Origin of the sequence: Paraburkholderia ginsengiterrae (genome assembly GCF_001645125.1) — a bacterium.
Classification (GTDB): Bacteria; Pseudomonadota; Gammaproteobacteria; order Burkholderiales; family Burkholderiaceae; genus Paraburkholderia; species Paraburkholderia ginsengiterrae.
In genome coordinates, this window is the sequence record NZ_LXKA01000232.1 from 1 (window position 1) to 18,126 (window position 18,126).

At 62.1% G+C, this 18,126-nt stretch carries 14 protein-coding genes, 2 tRNA genes and 1 pseudogene; 11 read left to right on the forward strand and 6 right to left on the reverse strand.

What is annotated here, in order from left to right; translation table 11 throughout:
• Positions 1–150 (forward strand): annotated as a pseudogene (locus A6V37_RS40795) (DUF1501 domain-containing protein); the annotation flags it as partial.
• A 62-nt stretch (positions 151–212) separates the two neighbouring features.
• On the opposite strand, the gene A6V37_RS18335 reads toward A6V37_RS40795, so the two are convergent.
• A complete protein-coding gene (locus A6V37_RS18335; protein WP_064267883.1) occupies positions 213–1,037 on the reverse strand; it encodes a squalene/phytoene synthase family protein in 825 nt (274 codons plus the stop codon).
• Positions 1,038–1,271: 234 nt separating this feature from the next.
• Here A6V37_RS18335 and A6V37_RS18340 point away from each other — a divergent pair.
• A tRNA-Leu gene (locus tag A6V37_RS18340) sits at positions 1,272–1,358 on the forward strand.
• 154 nt (positions 1,359–1,512) lie between these two features.
• Here A6V37_RS18340 and A6V37_RS18345 read toward each other — a convergent pair.
• On the reverse strand, positions 1,513–1,794 hold the full coding sequence (locus A6V37_RS18345; RefSeq protein WP_064267805.1) for a hypothetical protein: 282 nt from the start codon (positions 1,792–1,794) through the stop codon (positions 1,513–1,515).
• Positions 1,795–2,017: 223 nt separating this feature from the next.
• Between A6V37_RS18345 and A6V37_RS18350 the strand changes: the two genes are divergently transcribed.
• Entirely contained in the window at positions 2,018–4,882 is a 2,865-nt protein-coding gene (locus A6V37_RS18350; protein ID WP_064286184.1) for a DUF2339 domain-containing protein, read from the forward strand.
• Positions 4,879–6,372 (forward strand): DUF3999 domain-containing protein, encoded by a 1,494-nt coding sequence (locus A6V37_RS18355; protein ID WP_064267807.1) that lies wholly within the window; start codon positions 4,879–4,881, stop codon positions 6,370–6,372. Before A6V37_RS18350 ends, A6V37_RS18355 begins: the two co-directional genes overlap by 4 nt.
• Positions 6,373–6,524: 152 nt before the next feature.
• Here the strand turns inward: A6V37_RS18355 and A6V37_RS18360 are convergent, their stop codons facing one another.
• Positions 6,525–6,977 carry a MarR family winged helix-turn-helix transcriptional regulator gene (locus A6V37_RS18360; protein WP_064267808.1) on the reverse strand — a complete coding sequence of 151 codons (453 nt, stop codon included), beginning with the start codon at positions 6,975–6,977 and terminating at the stop codon, positions 6,525–6,527.
• A gap of 62 nt (positions 6,978–7,039) precedes the next feature.
• Entirely contained in the window at positions 7,040–8,185 is a 1,146-nt protein-coding gene (locus A6V37_RS18365) for a glycerate kinase (protein ID WP_064286185.1), read from the reverse strand.
• Positions 8,186–8,670: 485 nt separating this feature from the next.
• On the opposite strand from A6V37_RS18365, the gene tig reads away from it, so the two are divergent.
• The 7 genes from tig (at position 8,671) to A6V37_RS43205 (ending at position 16,262) form a co-directional block, all read left to right on the forward strand.
• Positions 8,671–10,023: a trigger factor gene (gene tig / locus A6V37_RS18370; protein ID WP_064267810.1), complete on the forward strand. Its 1,353-nt coding sequence runs from the start codon at positions 8,671–8,673 to the stop codon at positions 10,021–10,023.
• Positions 10,024–10,215: 192 nt separating this feature from the next.
• On the forward strand, positions 10,216–10,869 hold the full coding sequence (clpP, locus tag A6V37_RS18375; RefSeq protein ID WP_064286186.1) for an ATP-dependent Clp endopeptidase proteolytic subunit ClpP: 654 nt from the start codon (positions 10,216–10,218) through the stop codon (positions 10,867–10,869).
• 185 nt (positions 10,870–11,054) lie between these two features.
• Complete coding sequence (clpX, locus tag A6V37_RS18380; RefSeq protein WP_064267811.1) at positions 11,055–12,326, forward strand: ATP-dependent Clp protease ATP-binding subunit ClpX; 1,272 nt, start codon at positions 11,055–11,057, stop codon at positions 12,324–12,326.
• 202 nt (positions 12,327–12,528) lie between these two features.
• Complete coding sequence (lon, locus tag A6V37_RS18385) at positions 12,529–14,952, forward strand: endopeptidase La (RefSeq protein ID WP_064267812.1); 2,424 nt, start codon at positions 12,529–12,531, stop codon at positions 14,950–14,952.
• Positions 14,953–15,295: 343 nt separating this feature from the next.
• Positions 15,296–15,568 (forward strand): HU family DNA-binding protein, encoded by a 273-nt coding sequence (locus A6V37_RS18390; protein ID WP_007585907.1) that lies wholly within the window; start codon positions 15,296–15,298, stop codon positions 15,566–15,568.
• A gap of 101 nt (positions 15,569–15,669) precedes the next feature.
• Positions 15,670–15,745 (forward strand) — tRNA-Val (locus A6V37_RS18395).
• A gap of 166 nt (positions 15,746–15,911) precedes the next feature.
• Positions 15,912–16,262, forward strand: a complete 351-nt coding sequence (locus A6V37_RS43205; RefSeq protein WP_423213116.1) for a phage integrase central domain-containing protein — start codon at positions 15,912–15,914, stop codon at positions 16,260–16,262.
• A 10-nt stretch (positions 16,263–16,272) separates the two neighbouring features.
• Here the strand turns inward: A6V37_RS43205 and A6V37_RS18400 are convergent, their stop codons facing one another.
• Positions 16,273–17,157 (reverse strand): helix-turn-helix transcriptional regulator, encoded by an 885-nt coding sequence (locus tag A6V37_RS18400; RefSeq protein ID WP_082902699.1) that lies wholly within the window; start codon positions 17,155–17,157, stop codon positions 16,273–16,275.
• Positions 17,158–17,181: 24 nt separating this feature from the next.
• Positions 17,182–17,817, reverse strand: coding sequence for a YbhB/YbcL family Raf kinase inhibitor-like protein (locus tag A6V37_RS18405; protein ID WP_064267813.1), 636 nt, complete (start codon positions 17,815–17,817; stop codon positions 17,182–17,184).
• Positions 17,818–18,126 lie beyond the last annotated feature (309 nt).

The window sequence follows — 18,126 nt, forward strand, 5'->3', positions numbered from 1 at the left end:
GTGCTTCCGCGTCTCGACGGCAATGGCAACTCGCCCCTCGGACTCGCTTTCCGTCCGCTTTACGCCACCGCCCTTGGGTCCTGGTGGGGGCTCGACGCCCAGTCGATCTTGCAGCAGCGTTTCGAGCCGCTGCCGTTGTTACGCGTTTGACGACGGCTTGAGGCAGCTTAAGGCGGCTTTGCCGGTGTGTGCGGCAGCGTGCCTCCGCGTGACTATTTCGCGCGCCACGCAATCCAGAGCTTGCGGATCGGCGTCAGCGAGATGCGTTGATGCAGCACCTGATAACCGTCGCGCTCGATTTCATCCAGCAGTGCCAGCGCCAGCGCTGTCTGTGCAACCAGGGTGCGCTGCAGGCGGCGCTCGCCGGCGGGCACCGCAGCGAGCGCGCTTTGCAGCGCGTCGCGGGCGCGCTTCGTTTCGAAGCGCATCAGTTCGGTGAACGCGTCGGTATATTTTCGATTGATCAGATCCGCGGCGGTTACGTTAAAGCGCTGCATTTCGTCGATCGGAATATAGATGCGGCCTTGGCGCGCGTCGTTACCCGTTTCGACCACGAATTGCGCCAGCAGCAATGCCTCGCCGAGCGGCGCGGACCAGTTCGAATCCCGCGCGGCGCCGTTCGCCGCGGCGCGCGCGACCAGCGACGCGAAGGTGCCGCCCACGCCTTGCACATAGCGGCGCAGATTCGGATAGTCGAGGTAGCGCGCCTGGTCGAGGTCCATTTCGAACCCGGCGAGCAACGCCTGCAGCGCCGGATACTCCGCGTTCATTTCGGGGAGGTGGGCCGCCAGCGCCTTGGATACCGGATGCGAAGGCGAGCCCGAAGCCAGCGCGGCGATTTCCTTTTGCCACCAGGCGAGTTTGGTGCGGCCCACGGCCGGATCGCTGGTTTCCTTGACCGTTTCCTCGAACTCGCGGCGCAGTGCGAACAGCGCGGTCAGGAGCGGCTGGTTGCGTGCCGGCGCTTGCCGAAGCGCATAGTAAATGCTGGATCCGGGCGGTGCCGCTTTTTGCTGGCAATAGTCGTCGAAATTCACTGGATTGGGAATGTGGGGAAGGGCGGACGAAGCGAAGGCGCGTCGTGCGGGCATCAAGCCAAAAATTGTAGCATCGGCGCCGCTTCGGCATATGCTGGGCAGATGCAGACAAGCGCGAATCAATCGGTTAGAATCTCGCGCTTACGCTTTCGGGCACGTGCTTCTGGCGCGGCTCGGGGCAAGCAGGAGAACGGGTAAACGCGTGCGGTCAAACGCGCTGCGCCGTGCCCGGCTGCGAGGGTGGCGAAATTGGTAGACGCACCAGGTTTAGGTCCTGACGCCCGCAAGGGTGTAGGGGTTCGAGTCCCCTCCCTCGCACCATCATGAAGTTCAGCGGTAAAAGTAAAGAAAGGCGGAACCTGTCAAGGGTTGCCGCCTTTTTTCTTTTTCCATCGCACTTGAACGTAGCAAGGCGGGTTTTCCCGCCACGCCTTGAATTCCTGGATGAAGCGGATTAGCGCGGCGGCGTGTCGCATCACGCGGCCGGCGTTTGCGCGTCCGCGCCCGGCAACTCTGCTTGTGCGGCGCCTTCGAGAAAGCGGCGGGTCGAGTCGAAGGCTTGCAGCATTGCGTCGGGCATCGGTGCTTGCTGCATCACGGCCTGATGGTTTTCAAACGCCGAAGCAAGCAGCTTCGCCAGTTCCGGCGAACGCAAATGACGCAGCAGCACGCTGACGGCAATCGCCGTTGCCTGGCTCGCGCCGGCCGTCTGGAGTTCCGACGCGGTGAGGGCGGCGATCTGTTTGTTGATGTCCACTGAAACTTCCTTGGATGAAATGTGGGAGATTGAAGGCTCGGTGGCCAAACCCGAATTTTGACATGGTTGGCCAGCTGCCGTGAACGCGGCGGCGTTGCGCATGCTTCAGTGTGGTATTCCGCTCCGTCGTTTTCGCCGGATTGCTGATCTAATACTCTCGGGGGATGAATCCATGTGTGGCTAAATGGATCTTGCTACGGAGCACAATAATTAGAGGCTTGCGATGAGCGTGATATTCGCCATGCTCGGCGCGGTGGTCGGCATGCTGATCGCCTGGTCGAACGATTTGCCGGTTGGCTTCTGCGCGCTGACGGGCGGCGTAGCCGGTTTTGCGCTGGCGCGTCTGCTGCGGCATCAGTCGCCGGGCAGCACGGCGGAACCGGCGTCCAAGCCTGCCGCAGCAGACAACCGGAGTTCACCAGGCGACCTCGCCACGCGCGTCGAGCGGCTGGAGCGCGAGATCGTCGTATTGCGCGGCGAGATTCGTCGGTTGAGCGAAGGGGAAATGGCGGGTGCCGGAGTCGATGGCCCGCAAGCTGCTGCCCCTGCGGCGACCTTGCCACAGCGCCACGACACGGCGGCGAGCCCTGACGCGCTCTCGCCCGCAACCGGGCAGGCGGCGCGTCCTAAGGCGCCGATGCCAGTGGTTCAAGAGGCCAGCGCCGTGCCCGCCCCGGCAGGCGCCGAAACCATCAAGTTGCCCACGCCGCCGCGCGGCCCGGATTTCGCCGAACGCCTCTTCAAAGCATGTCGCGAGTGGTTTTTGGGCGGCAATGCCGTTGTGCTCGTTGGCATCATCGTGCTGTTTTTCGGCATTGCCTTCCTGCTCAAATACGCGGCCGACAACAGCCTGCTGCCGATTGAATTCCGCCTCTCCGGTGTCGCGCTCGCCGCGACCGCGCTGCTCGTGCTCGGCTGGCGCATCGGTGAACGCCGCGGCGCGTATGGGCTGATCCTGCAAGGAGGCGGCGTCGGCGCGCTCTATCTGACGGTGTTCGCCGCCACCCGGCTCTATGATCTGCTACCGGTGGCTACCGCCTTGCCGTTAATGATCGCCATCTGCGCGCTCAGCGCATTTCTGGCCGTACGGCAGAACGCTTCGTCGCTGGCATTCATGGGCAGCGCGGGCGGTTTTCTCGCACCGCTCCTGTTGACGACGGGCGTCGGCAGTCATGTGATGCTGTTCAGCTACTACGCGCTGCTCAACGCGGGTATCCTCGCGATCGCGTGGTTCAAGGCGTGGCGCCCGTTGAATCTGCTCGGCTTTGTGTTCACGTTTTCGATTGGCGCCGCGTGGGGCGTGACGGCCTACCGGCCCGAACTGCTTGCCAGTACGGAGCCGTTCCTGATTCTGTTTTTCCTCATGTATGTCGGCATCGCGTTGCTCTACGCGGTTCGCCGCGAGATCGCGCTGAAGCACTACGTCGACGGCACACTGGTGTTCGGCACGCCGCTGGTGACGATCGGCTTGCAAGCGGCCCTAATGAGGGGCACCGAATTCGGTCTGGCGTGGAGCGCGGTGGCGTTGGCTGCGTTCTACCTCGCGGTCGCGGGCTGGCTGTCGCGCCGCCGCGAGCGGCTCGGCATGATGTTCGAGGCCATGCTCGCGCTCGCGGTGATCTTCGCCACGCTCGCCGTGCCGCTCGCGTTCTCCGGCCCGACCACGAGCGCGGTTTGGGCGATCGAAGGCGCCGCGATCACGTGGCTTGCCGTGCGCCAGCGACGTCTCACCGCGTTCGGCTTCGGCTTGCTGCTGCAGTTAGCCGCGGCGCTCGCGTACGCGTATGCGGCCGGTCCGATCATGCCGGGCGAGGGCGTGAACGTCTGGCCGGTCCTGAATGGCGCGTATATCGCCTCCGTGCTGATTGCGCTCGCGAGCCTCTTCACGGGATGGCGTCTGCACGGCCGCGCCGAAGCCGCCGAGTGGCATGCATGGATGCCGCAGATCGGTCTCGCCGCCAGCGTGTGGGGCCTGTTGTGGTGGATTGCGGGCGGTCTCCACGAAATCCATGCCTACGCCGATGCTCACCTCCCGTATGATCATGCGCGTTTCGACATTGCCGCCGTCGCGCTGTTTGCCGTGCTTTCGGCGTGTCTCGCGCACGGTGCGCGACGCGCGCTGCGCTGGCCGCTCGCCGAACTCCCCGCGCTCGTGCTCGTACCGGTCCTCGCACTGCTGACCGCGGGGCTCTTCATCTTGGGTGCAGCGCCGGTCAGTGGTTACGGCTGGCTGGTTTGCGCGCTGGCCGCTGGCTGCGCGTATGGCTTGTTGTGGCGCCAGCAGCGCGACGTCGCCGATGCCGTGCTCGGGCCGCTTCACACGCTGATGTTCTGGACGGCCGGCGCGTTTGCGGCGCTGGTGGGCTATTGGGGCTTGCGGGACTATGTGCCCGAAGGCGCATGGAGCTGGAGCGCGTGGGCCTATGGCTTCGGTGTGCCGCTGTTGCTGGTGGCGGGCGTCGGGCACCGTCTGCGCTGGCCGGTCGCTCGCTTCCTGCGCGCCTATCAGGTGTGGGGCGCGGCGCCGCTCGCCGTCCTGCTGTGGGCGTGGAGCATCGCGAGCGTGACGAGCGATGGCAGTGCCGCGCCGCTCATCTGGCTGCCGGTCCTCAATTCGCTCGACGTCGCGCAGATCCTCGCGTTCATCGCCTGGCTGGTCTGGGTGCGGCGGCTGCGTGAGGCAGGCGTGCAATGGCATCCACGCTTTGCAGGCCACCTGCTGTTTGCCACGCTGTTCCTGTGGTTCAACGCGCTGCTGCTGCGCACGCTGCATCATTGGTTCGGTGTGCCGTACCATCTCGCGGCGATGTCACACTCAATGCTCGTGCAGGCGTCAATATCGGTATTCTGGACAGTGTGCGCGCTCGCCATGATGATCTGGGCAACGCGCCGGGAGAGCCGGGTGGTCTGGTTCATTGGCGGCGCGCTCCTCACGGCGACCGTTGTCAAACTGTTCCTGTTCGATCTGTCGCATGTGACCGGCATCGAGCGGATCGTTTCGTTTATCGGCATCGGTTCGATGTTGCTGCTGATTGGCTACTTCTCACCCTTGCCGCCCAAAGGCGTGGTTCCGGAAACAGAACAATGAAACGTGCTTTCACCCTGACCGGCTGGTGCTGTGCGATCGTGGCGCTGTGCGCGTCGGCGCCCGTGTTCGCGGCAGATCATTTTGCGCAGCGCTTCGCCCTTCAACTCGAAGAAGGCGCAGCGTACTACAGCGTGACGCTGCCGGCCGCGGTCTATCTGGCAAGCGATCGCGGCGATCTTGGCGACGTGCGTGTCTTCAACGGTGCGGGCGAACCCGTGCCGTATTCGCTCGATGCGGCACGCGAACTTACCCGCGTGCCGCCTACGCTGCACGCCGTGAACTGGTTTCCGTTGCCGCCGGCCGCCGCCGGTTCCAGCTCCAGCTCCCGGCTCGGCGTAACGATTGCCGCCGACGGTTCGCTGCACGCCACCGCAGCCCCGCCGGCGCGCTCGCAACACGACACCGAATTGATCGATACCGGGCGTGCGTCCCCTAAGGCGGGCGCGTCCGGAGCGCCGCCGTCGAACGAGGCAAACGCGTTGGTCGTCCATCTGCGCGATGACAATTACCAGGGGCGCGTCACCGTTGAAGCGAGCGACGATTTGCAGCACTGGAAACCCGCCGGCGACGCTCAACTCCTCAAGCTCAGCTACAACGGCAGCACGCTGAGTCAGGACCGGATCGAACTGGACGGCACGCGCGCGCGTTACCTGCGTTTGCATTGGCTCGATGGCGTGCCGTACGTCGATTCGATGGAACTGGAGGTGCAGCCCGTTGCCGCCGACAATGTGCAACGGACAGGCCGGATATGGAACGAAGGCATCGTTGCTCGCGCGGGGCCGAAACCCGGCGAGTATTTCTTCGTGACGGGCGGCCCATTCCCTGTCGAACGCTTGCGGCTCAACCTGCCTCAGCCGAATACCGTTGCGCCTGCCGTCGTCTACTCGCGTGCGGGGCTGGACGCGCCGTGGCGCCAGGTGGCGAGCGCGACGCTGTTCCGCTTGCATAACGGCGCGGTGGAGCAAAGCAACCCGGAACTCGAATTGATGCCCGACACGGATCGCCAATGGCGCGTGGTGGTCGATACGCGTAACGGTGGACTTGGCGCTGGAACGCTGACCGTTGCGGCGGGCTGGCGTCCGGCAACACTGACGTTCGTCGCGCGCGGAGCCGCGCCGTTTACGCTTGCGGTGGGGAGCGCGGCGGCGGTGTCGTCGGCGGTGAGCCGCGGCGATCTGCTGATGGGGGCTTCGTCCGTTGCCGCCACAGCGCGAGTCGGCGATGCGCTGTCAGCGCCGCCGGAGGCCGATGCGCGATCCAGCGGAGATGCGGATGCGCGTCGCCGTTACTTGCTGTGGGCGGCGCTGGTGCTGGCTGTCGGCTCGCTTGGGATGATCGCCCGGCGCCTCGCTCGTGGCGCACGGGTTCACGCGGGCGATGTGGGGAACTCAGGCGCACCTGATTCGCCCGGCCGCGCCGGAGCCGCGGGCACGGATGCGGCTGGCAGTGCCGCGGATATTCCGAACGGGCATCGCGACGACAAGACGTGAGTTCGACTTGGAGCCGGGGCCGGCGCTAACTCGTCGGCGCCGTCCCCCCAGGTTGCTGGCTGCTGGCATGCATCGTCTGGTACGCACGGTATCGGGTCACTGGGTCACACCGGGTTACCGGGTCGCGCGCACCTCGAAAAGCTACTGGCGCTTCACTCCTCGCGCGCCGTCAACGTGCCAATGATCTTGTCGAGCGCGAGGCTGAAGGCCTCTTTTTCCCGATCGTCGAGACAGTCGAACATGTCTCCATTCCATTTGCGCGCGATCGGCATCACCTTGCGGTACAGCGCGCGGCCTTCCGCTGTTAGCGAGACCAGCACTACGCGACCGTCTTCCGCGCTCGGCTCGCGCTTCACGAGCCCTTGCTTGATCAGCGCTTCAGCGGCGCGGCTTGCCTGGCTTTTGTCGAGATTGGCATGCCTCGCCAGTTCCATGATCGAGAACGGCCCGAACGACCCCACCGATGCCACCACCCGCGCTTCAGGCAGGGTCACGCCAAGCTTGTCCTGATAGCGCTCGCTGATACCGCGCTCCGCGAGTTTGTTCAGCACATGCAAACGGTACGTGAGGAACTGTTCGAGTCCGGTTTTGGCGGAGTCCTTCATGGTCTTCCCGTAATGAGTGATCGGTCGCGGCGCAATGATTGTTGCCGCAACCGTTCCTCCGGTCAACGCGCGCCGTATTTTAGACGCGTCAATTGTTCTGCTTCATTCGCCAACAGGCGTGCGGCATCGCGAATCGCGACCTCCAGGGTGATCGGCCCCGGGGCGGGCGAGAAGCAGCCGCTGAAGTGTTCGGCGAGACGCGGCAACGCTGCGGAGTCGACCGCACCGGAGAGCAGGGTGGCCGGTACGCCCGCCGCCTGCGCATGACGACAGGCAATGAAGGGCGCCTTGCCATGCAGCGTTTGCACGTCCGAACGGCCTTCGCCGGTAATCAGCCAGTCCGCGCCTTCGAGCGCCGCGTCGAGACCGATTTGCCGCGCGACGGTTTCCGCGCCCGGTTCGAACTGCGCGCCGAGCATATGCAGTGCGAAGCCGAGGCCGCCGGCCGCACCCGCGCCGGGTTGATTGCGCGCGGTGCGGCCAAGTGCCGCCTCGAGCAGATCCGCGAAGCGCCCGAGTGCGGCGTCGATCGAGGCAACCTGCTCGGGCTTGACGCCTTTCTGCGGACCGAACACGGCGGTCGCGCCGTGCTCGCCGGTGAGCGGGTTGTCCACGTCCGACATGCCGACGAACTGCGTATCCGCCAGGCGCGAATCGAGTTGTGAGACGTCGACACGCGCCACCCGCGCGAGTTGCTCGGGCGTGGCGTCGAGTTCATTGTCTTGCGCGTCGAACAGTTTCAGGCCGAGGCCGGCCAGCAAACCGGCGCCGCCGTCGTTCGTGCTGCTGCCGCCGAGCGCGACGAAAAAGCGCCGCACGCCGGCATCCATCAGCGCGCTAATCGCTTCGCCCATGCCACGGGTGCTGCGCGCCTCCACCGGCACGCCCATGCCTACCGGGTCGGTAATGCCGACCACCTCCGCCGTTTCGACGATCGCGCTGCCGTCGGCCAGCAGGCCGGTGAGCGCTTCGCGCAGCGGGCCGGCCGCGCCGCGCACGCTCAGCGTGCGGCGCTCGCCGCCGCGCGTGGGCATGGCGTCGAGCGTGCCTTCGCCGCCGTCGGCCATCGGGCAGATGCGTACTTCGGCATCGAGACGGGCGCGCTGGATGCCCGAGGCAATGGCCTGCGCGACTTCTTCCGCGCTAAGCGAGCCTTTGAAGGAATCAGGAGCAATGACGACGACAGGCGAGGACGGCAAATTCGGCATGGTGTCTCTGGATGGTTGGAATCGTTGCGAGAGCGGAGGACATGATGGGCTGCAGGCACAGCCCCAAGCGCTGCCGTTAGCTTATCAGCATGGGCGCGCCGACTGAATATGTCGAATGGCATAGCCGGAATCGTAAGGGGTCTGATGCGAGCGCGCGGTGCACCGCGGCAGTGCGGGAACAGGGCTGAAACGGGCCGGAAACAGCCCGGAAAACAGAAAAATATTGACAAAAGCGCCGATAAAAACGCGCGCGGGCATCGAATCCCGGCTAGCCGCTCAAATAGTTTGCTAAAATATTCGGCTCTTTGGACTCAACCGTGCTGCCAGCGGCCTGCAAGCCCGCGGCGCAGGCGCCAAGTCGATGCAAGGCGCGATGCAAGGCGATAACGTAAAGCGATCACGCAAAGCGAATCGCAACGCGACATCGACGGCCGGCACGGAGAAGATAACTGATTCGCTCGAATAATTTTAGGACGATTGAAGCCATGGCTAACGTTGTTGAAAACCTCGGCAAGCTCGAACGCCGCGTCACGATTTCCCTGCCGAAGGACGCCGTGCAGAAGGAAGTGGATTCGCGTATCCGTCAACTCGCGAAGAACGTGCGCATGCCGGGTTTCCGCCCGGGCAAGGTGCCGCTCAAGATGGTGACGCAACAGTATTCGGGCCAGGTGGAAGCCGAAGTGCTGAGCGACAAGGTCGGCAAGGAATTCTTCGACATCAGCCGCGCCGAAAATCTGCGCGTCGCCGGCCAGCCGAGCTTCGCGCCGAAGGGTGATGTGACCGAAGGCGACTACGCGTTCGACGCGACCTTCGAGGTGTATCCGGAAGTGAAGCTGGGCGACGTCGCCACGGCTGAAATCGAGCGCACCACGACCACCATCAGCGAAGCGGAAATCGACCGCACGCTGGACATCCTGCGCAAGCAGCGCGTGCACTTCCACGCTCGCGGCGAAGCCGGCGAGCACGGTGACGGCGGCGCGGACACGGCAGCTAAAGAAGGTGATCGCGTCACGGTCGACTTCGTCGGCAAGATCGACGGTGAAGTGTTCCAGGGCGGCAGCGCTGAAGACTTCGCGTTCGTGCTGGGCGAAGGCCGCATGCTGCCGGAATTCGAAAAGGCAGCCACGGGCCTGAAGGTCGGCGAGGCGAAGGAATTCGACCTGGCTTTCCCCGCGGACTACCACGGCAAGGAAGTGGCCGGCAAGACCGCCCAGTTCACGATCACGATGAAGAAGATCGAGTGGCCGCACCTGCCGGAAATCGACACTGAGTTTGCGAAGTCGCTCGGTATCGAAGACGGCGATCTGACCAAGATGCGCGCTGAGATCAAGGACAACCTCGAACGCGAAGCGAAGCGCCGCACGCAAGCCATCGTCAAGAACCAGGTGATGGACGCGCTCCTGAAGATTTCCGAGCTCGACGTGCCGAACGCACTGATCGAACAGGATCAGGAACGCCTCGTCGCGATGGCGCGTCAGGATCTGGAGCAACGCGGCGTGCCGAACGCCAAAGACGCACCGATCCCGGCCGCCATGTTCAAGGAACAGGCTGAGCGCCGCGTCAAGCTGGGCCTCGTGCTGGCCGAGCTTGTCAAGGCCAACGAACTGCAGGCGAAGCCGGAGCAGATTCGTGCCGAAGTGGACGAATTCGCGAAAAGCTACGAAGACCCGAAGGAAGTCGTCCGCTGGTATTATTCCAACCAGCAACGCCTTGCAGAAATGGAAGCGTACGTCGTTGAAGCCAACGTCGTCGACTTCGTTCTCAGCAAGGCCAAGGTGACGGACAAGGAAGTGAGCTTCGAAGAGCTGGCAAGCGCAACGGCGCAAGCGCAAGCTTAAGTGTCGCTGCAACGGCGTGCCGGCTGTCGGAGCGACGGCCCGCACGCCGTTTTTTTGTGCTGCGAATGTGCGCTGCGTTTTGCATGGGGTCATGCATCGCGCGCGAACTGATCGTGCACTTGAATGCGGGGTCGCTGCCCACACCTGTCTAGCATCTAATATTCAGAATATTTCCAGACAAGGATCCATTGCATGACCTTTCGCGCCCAAATGCTGGACACGTTGACCTCCCAGTCGTCGCGGGATCTCGAAGCGCAGGCGCTCGGACTGGTGCCGATCGTCGTGGAAACGAGCGGCCGGGGCGAGCGCTCGTATGACATTTATTCCCGTCTGCTGAAGGAACGCATTGTGTTCCTGGTCGGCGAAGTGAACGACCAGACGGCCAATCTCGTCGTGGCGCAGATGCTGTTCCTCGAAAGCGAGAATCCGGACAAGGACATCAGTTTCTACATCAACAGCCCGGGCGGATCCGTTTCGGCCGGCATGGCGATTTACGATACGATGCAATTCATCAAGCCGGACGTCTCCACGCTTTGCATGGGCCTTGCGGCCAGCATGGGCGCGTTCCTGCTCGCAGCGGGCGCGAAGGGCAAGCGTTTCGCGTTGCCGAATTCGCGCGTGATGATTCACCAGCTGCTCGGCGGCGCGCGCGGCCAGGCATCGGATATCGAAATTCAGGCCCGCGAAATCCTGTATTTGAAGGAGCGGCTGAATCATCTGCTCGCGCATCACACTGGCCAGCCGGTCGAGCGTATCGCGCGCGACACCGACCGCGACAACTTCATGTCCGGCGACGACGCGCAAGCATACGGTCTGGTCGATCAGGTGGCGCACAAGCGTCCTTGATCTGGCGCGGTTTTTGCCCCGAAATGGGGCAAAAACCGTCAGCGGATCGGTTGTGAAATAATCAAGAATCGTCCGAGCGCCTGCGGCAAACGCCGTCATCCTGGCTCAAGCCCTGCCGCGCCTTATCCGCGAGGCGGGGGCAAACGGCGTATCATGTTATCGAGTGTCCGGAGGCTCACACATCTATGGCGGACAAAAAAGGTTCTAACAGCGAAAAGCTGTTGTATTGCTCGTTTTGCGGCAAGAGCCAGCATGAAGTCAAAAAGCTGATTGCAGGCCCGTCGGTGTTCATCTGCGATGAATGTATCGACCTGTGCAACGAGATCATTCGCGATGAGGCGGCCGGCGCGGGCATCGAGGCGGGCTTGTCCAAGTCCGATCTGCCGAGTCCGCAGGAAATCCGTGAAATCCTCGACCAGTACGTGATCGGTCAGGAACGCGCGAAGAAGATTCTCGCGGTCGCGGTGTACAACCACTACAAGCGCCTCAAGCATCTCGACAAGAAAGACGAGATCGAGCTCTCCAAGAGCAACATTCTGCTGATCGGCCCGACCGGTTCCGGCAAGACGTTGCTTGCGCAGACCCTCGCGCGCCTTCTGAACGTTCCGTTCGTGATTGCCGACGCAACCACGCTGACGGAAGCCGGCTATGTCGGTGAAGACGTCGAGAACATCATTCAGAAGCTGCTGCAGAACTGCAATTACGAAGTCGATAAGGCCCAGCGCGGCATTGTCTACATCGACGAAATCGACAAGATCAGCCGCAAATCCGACAACCCGTCGATCACCCGCGACGTGTCGGGCGAAGGCGTGCAGCAGGCTTTGCTGAAGCTGGTCGAAGGCACGATGGCGTCGGTGCCGCCGCAAGGTGGCCGTAAGCATCCGAACCAGGACTTCATCCAGGTCGACACCACCAACATCCTGTTCATCTGCGGCGGCGCGTTCGACGGCCTCGAGAAGGTCATCGTCGACCGTACCGAGAAGACCGGGATTGGCTTCGGCGCAAGCGTGAAGAGCAAACAGGACCGTGACGCCGGCGAAGTGCTGCGCGAAGTGGAGCCGGAAGATCTGATCAAATTCGGCCTGATTCCGGAACTGATCGGCCGTCTGCCGGTGGTGGCCACGCTCGGCAAGCTCGACGAAGCGGCGTTGATGAAAATCCTCGTCGAACCGAAGAATGCGCTGGTCAAGCAATACCATAAGCTGTTCAGCATGGAACGCGTCGAGCTCGAGATTCGCCCGGCCGCGTTGCAGGCTGTGGCGCGCAAGGCGATCCGCCGCAAGACGGGCGCGCGGGGGCTGCGCTCCATTCTGGAACAGGCGTTGCTCGACGTGATGTATGACCTGCCGCAAATGAAAGGCGTTAGCAAGGTTATCATCGACGACAACGTGATCGACGGCGACGGCAAGCCGCTACTGATCTACGAAGACGCGCCTAAAGTCGCGGGTTCGAACTGATCGGCTTGTGGGTTTTGCAAAAAAAGCCGTTCATGGCGACGTGAACGGCTTTTTTCGTTTATCGTGTGGTCAGCATGGTTGTTTTCACTATGGAGTCACTGAACCTTCGGAGTCACTGAACTTTTCCCACACGCGGAGGCTTGCAATCTTTTCTGCTGGCCTCACCTATCGAACGAACTGATTCCACTCATGGGGAAATGAAATGTCAGGAACCCAACTCCTCCCGCCGGAACGCATTACGCTGCCGCTGCTCCCGCTGCGCGACGTAGTCGTCTTCCCGCACATGGTGATTCCGCTCTTCGTAGGCCGCCCGAAGTCGATCAAGGCTCTCGAAGCAGCGATGGAAGGCGGCAAGCACATCATGCTCGTCGCCCAGAAAACGGCTGCGAAAGATGAGCCGACCGAAAAGGACATGTACGAAGTAGGGTGTGTTGCCAACATCCTGCAAATGCTGAAGCTGCCCGACGGCACCGTGAAGGTGCTCGTCGAGGGCCTGCAGCGCGCGAAAACGCTTTCCATCGAAGAACAGGAAACGCAGTTCTCGTGCGAAGTCATGCCGCTCGAACCCGACCACGCCGACAGCGCCGAGACTGAAGCGCTGCGCCGCGCGATCGTGTCGCAGTTCGACCAGTATGTGAAGCTGAACAAGAAGATTCCGCCGGAGATCCTGACCTCGCTGTCGGGTATCGACGAAGCCGGGCGTCTGGCCGACACGATCGCGGCACACCTGCCGCTCAAGCTCGACCAGAAGCAGCACATCCTCGAGATGTTCCCGGTCATCGAGCGCCTCGAGCATCTGCTCGCGCAACTCGAAGCGGAGATCGACATCCTGCAGGTCGAAAAGCGCATCCGCGGGCGCGTCAAGCGCCAGATGGAGAAGAGCCAGCGCGAGTACTACCTGAACGAGCAGGTCAAGGCGATCCAGAAGGAACTCGGCGAAGGCGAAGAAGGTGCCGATCTCGAAGAACTCGAGAAGCGCATCACAGCCGCCCGCATGCCGAAGGAAGCCAAGAAGAAGGCCGACGCCGAGCTGAAAAAGCTCAAGCTGATGTCGCCGATGTCGGCTGAAGCGACGGTCGTGCGCAACTACATCGATACGCTGATCGGCTTGCCGTGGCGCAAGAAGAGCAAGGTCAACAACGACCTCTCGAACGCGGAGCGCGTGCTCGACGAAGACCACTTCGGTCTCGAGAAGGTGAAGGAACGCATTCTCGAGTATCTCGCGGTCCAGCAACGCGTCGACAAGGTCAAAGCGCCGATCCTGTGCCTCGTTGGGCCTCCGGGTGTCGGTAAGACGTCGCTGGGCCAGTCGATCGCTCGTGCCACGAACCGCAAGTTCGTGCGTATGGCGCTCGGCGGCGTGCGCGACGAGGCTGAGATTCGCGGTCACCGTCGTACCTACATCGGTTCGATGCCCGGCAAGATTCTGCAGAGCCTGACCAAGGTCGGCGTGCGCAATCCGCTCTTCCTGCTCGACGAAGTCGACAAGATGGGCCAGGATTTCCGCGGCGATCCGTCGTCGGCCTTGCTGGAAGTGCTCGATCCGGAACAGAACCATACGTTCGCCGATCACTATGTCGAAGTCGACTTCGATCTGTCGGACGTGATGTTCGTGGCGACGTCGAACTCGCTGAATATCCCGCCGCCGTTGCTCGACCGGATGGAAGTGATTCGTCTGTCGGGTTACACGGAAGACGAGAAGGTCAGCATCGCGCAACGTTATCTTTTGCCCAAGCAGAAGAAGAACAACGGCCTCAAGGATGGCGAGGTCGATGTAACGGAAACCGCGATCCGCGACATCATCCGTTACTACACGCGTGAAGCGGGCGTGCGTTCGCTCGAGCGTGAAATTTCGAAGATCTGCCGCAAGGTCGTGAAGATGCTTCTGCTGAAGAAGGCGGAAGGCGCGGTGAAGGTCGACGGCAGCAATCTCGACACGTTCCTTGGCGTGCGCAAGTACGACTTCGGTCTGGCGGCGAAGGAAAATCAGGTTGGCCAGGTGACGGGTCTCGCGTGGACGGAAGTGGGCGGCGATCTGCTGACCATTGAAGCCGCAGTGATGCCGGGCAAGGGCAATGTGATCCGCACGGGTTCGCTCGGCGACGTGATGAAGGAATCCGTCGAAGCCGCGCGCTCGGTGGTTCGCTCGCGTTCGCGTCGCCTTGGCGTCAAGGACGAAGCGTTCGAGAAGCAGGACATTCACATTCACGTGCCGGAAGGCGCGACGCCGAAGGACGGTCCGTCCGCCGGTATCGCAATGACGACCGCGCTGGTGTCGGTATTGACCGGTATTCCGGTGCGCGCCGACGTCGCGATGACGGGCGAAATCACGTTGCGTGGCGAAGTTCTGCCGATCGGCGGCCTGAAGGAAAAACTGCTGGCGGCGCATCGCGGCGGTATCAAGCTGGTGCTGATTCCAGAAGAAAACGTCAAGGACTTGACGGAGATTCCGGACAACGTGAAGAACGCCATCGAAATCGTGCCGGTCCGCTGGATCGACAAGGTGCTCGAACTGGCGCTCGAACGTGTGCCGTCACCGTTGCCCGAGGAAGAGCCGAAGGCGGCAACGCCGGTTGCGGCTGAGCCGGGCAAGGACGCTGCAGCAACGGAAGTTGTGAAGCACTAAGAGATTCAGCAACCCTGGCTGTTCGCTGAACAAAAAACCCGCGGTTACGGCCGCGGGTTTTTTTTCGCCCGCACGGCGTCCTGAAAACGTTTCAATCGATGCAATTTCCTATCTATTGGGCATCGCCGCATTGCATCCGCCGATTGGTTGTGCGCGCATCGATTTGCTGCAAGATTTGGTGATTGGAAGCCGCCTCCAAAACCGCTCGAATCAGGCTCAACCCGGCTTGACACAAGGGTTTCGGCCAATTCTAATGAGTCGGCTCGGCGAGGCCCGCCGGTCGCGTGATGCCAGGTGCTATAGAGCGCCGTCACGATTGCCATAAACATTCTCGGGGGTTGGAATGAACAAGACGGAGTTGATCGATCACATTGCGCAGCAAGCCGATATTTCGAAAGCCGCGGCAGGCCGCGCACTCGATGCGGTGATCGGCGGTGTCAAAGGCACGTTGAAGAAGGGCGGTTCGGTAACGTTGGTCGGTTTCGGCACGTTCGCGGTCGGCAAGCGCACCGCGCGCACGGGACGCAATCCGCGCACCGGCGCTGCCATCAAGATCAAGGCCGCGAAAGTTCCTAAATTTAGGCCTGGCAAAGCGCTGAAGGATGCGCTAAACTAATGGGCTCGCTGCTTGAGGAAGTCGAGTGACGGAATCAGGCAGCCAAAGCAGTACGCCGTTGTACTGCGGAAATTGCGCATAAGCGCACAGAATCGCGAAACGGGTGCTTAGCTCAGTTGGTAGAGCAGCGCCCTTACAAGGCGTAGGTCGGGAGTTCGAGCCTCTCAGCACCCACCACCGTTTCGCGATTTAATTCCAGGCAAGTCCGCTGAAGTACCCAGAAACCCGCATGGCTATTGGCTCTGCGGGTTTTTTGTTGGCGCGAGAGCGTCCCTGAAAGTCCGTAGGATGCCGCCTGGATCCGGATTTTCATCGTCGTGTCTTTCGTTGTGTTTTATGACCCATGTCCGTCAGACGATGGGTATGCAACGATGGCCCGATCTCCCCTCTACCAGCTTACCCGGCGAGATTCCAGGCCGGAGCGACCTTTGAGTCAGTCGCGAAGTCATGGATCAACGCGCAAAAGGCACACTGGTCGTCAGGCTATCTGGACAAGATCGAGCGGCGGCTCGTGAAGAATGTGTATCCGCGGTTGGGCAGTCGCCCCATCGCAGAGATCAGTACTCCAGAGTATGTCGAGATCATTCGCTACGCTCGAGATCGCGGAGTGATGGACACTGCGAGAAGAGTGCGTGAAACATGCAATCGCGTGTTTCGCCGTACCGTGGAGAACAGCAACTCTCCAGTGTCATGAAGGCAGTGGTCTACTGGACAGTCGAGGGCAGGTAGCCAAAGCGCTCCCGGAAACGTTCCGCAAAGCGCGCGCGTGATTTGTAGCCGCAGGCTTCCGCAATGCGTGGGATGCTCCAGGTGGTGGTTTGTACCAACATCATCGCGTGATGCATGCGGACGTCGATCAACAGGTCTTCGAAACGCACGTGCTCGTCTGCGAGCCGCCGCCGCAGTGTGGCTGCGCTCATCGCAAGTTCACGTCCCGCTTCCCCCGCCGTCCAGTGACGCTCCGGTGCTTCCGCGATCAGAGTGCGGAGGCGCCCAGATGTGCCGTGCTGGCCGAGCCTGCCAAAGCGATAACCACGTTCGGCGAGGGTTGCGAGCAGATCAAGCAAACGATAGCGAAGCCGTTCGTCACTCACGCGCTGTACATCAATACTATCAAGCACCTGTCGCAGCGTTGACGCGAGGTCGTCATCGAGCGGCACCAGGCGAAACGGTACAGGGCTGGTTTCGTCAGTCAAAGCATGAAGCCGACTGCGGTGAAACGCGTCCAGCAAGTCTGGCGAGAGAGTCAGGAAAATGGACCGGAAGAGTCGCTCTTCGCCCCCCGGCGTTTTCTGCAGGTTGGCGCAGGTATTTGACTCGACCAGCACCAGTGATGAGGGAGACTCAACCGTTTTCCGGTCGACACCGTCATCGAGATCAAGCTGGCCGGACGCAATTATCAGCAGCGTCGCTTCGCGAAATATGAAGCGCGGAGTGTGCTGCGGCTGCTTCAGACAAGGCTGCGCCAGACCGCATAGGGTTCGTCTGAGCACCGGCGCACCTGAAGGCAGTTCCCAGCGGGAGCGGCAGTCGGACTCCTCGCGTATGGGGAGTGTGGGTGGAGCGGTGCCAGATTGAGACCAGGTCATACTCGATTCTCGTGAGCCAGGCACTTAGTCGATCGACACGGCGGGGTTCAGACTGTAGAGCCCGGTAATGCTCGCTTGTCCACGCACTTCGGCGGAGTCAAGCGCAGCGCGCAAGTTCGTACCGGTAAGCGGACCAGTGACATCGAGCTTCGGTGTGGCGAGCGCGTAGACAGTGAATACATAGTGATGGACGATCGCGTCGTTCCACGGCGGGCACGGGCCGTCATAGCCGTAGTAGTCGCCTTTCATCTGTTCATCGGCGGCGAACCAACCGGTGTAGTCGTTGATGCCGTGGCGCAGACCTTCGAGCGTGGTCGGGCCGGATTTGCCACGCGGCGTGACGCCGTTCGAATGCGACCCGGCCGCAATCTCGGTGGTAGTGGCCGGAATGTCGAGCAGCAACCAATGATAAAAATCGACACGCGGCAGCTGTGCGGGCACGATGCGGCCTTCCTGGTTCACGTCGTCGCCACGGCTCGGCACATCGGGATCGTGGCAAACCACCACGAACGAGCGCGTCCTTTCGGGCACATCGCTCCATGCGAGATGTGGATTCCTGTTTGCGGAGAGGGCGACGTGCGATGCCACGTCCGGCACAGCGAACGCAAATTCCCCAGGGATCTTCTGACCGTCCTGGAAGCTCTCGCTGATAAGTTGCATGATATATCTCGTCCTGCGTTGGTGAAGGATCCGGTTGCGTACAAGTGCACGGATGGGGATTGTAGGGATACGAGGCTGCAAGAAGATGCAAGATCCAATCAAATGCTCAACATATCCAATCAATCTGATTGCATTGAGTGCATGTGCTGCCTTGCAAGGATAGTGTGCTGATGCCGGGCGCACTGCGATCGGGAGGCCGCCTGGCTCTATCGCAGTAAGGCGCTGCGCTGTCTCGCGGCACGGCTCGCGACACTCGACAAGACGCCGTGTCATACTTTCGAGTCGAACCGTCCACATATCCATGTTCGT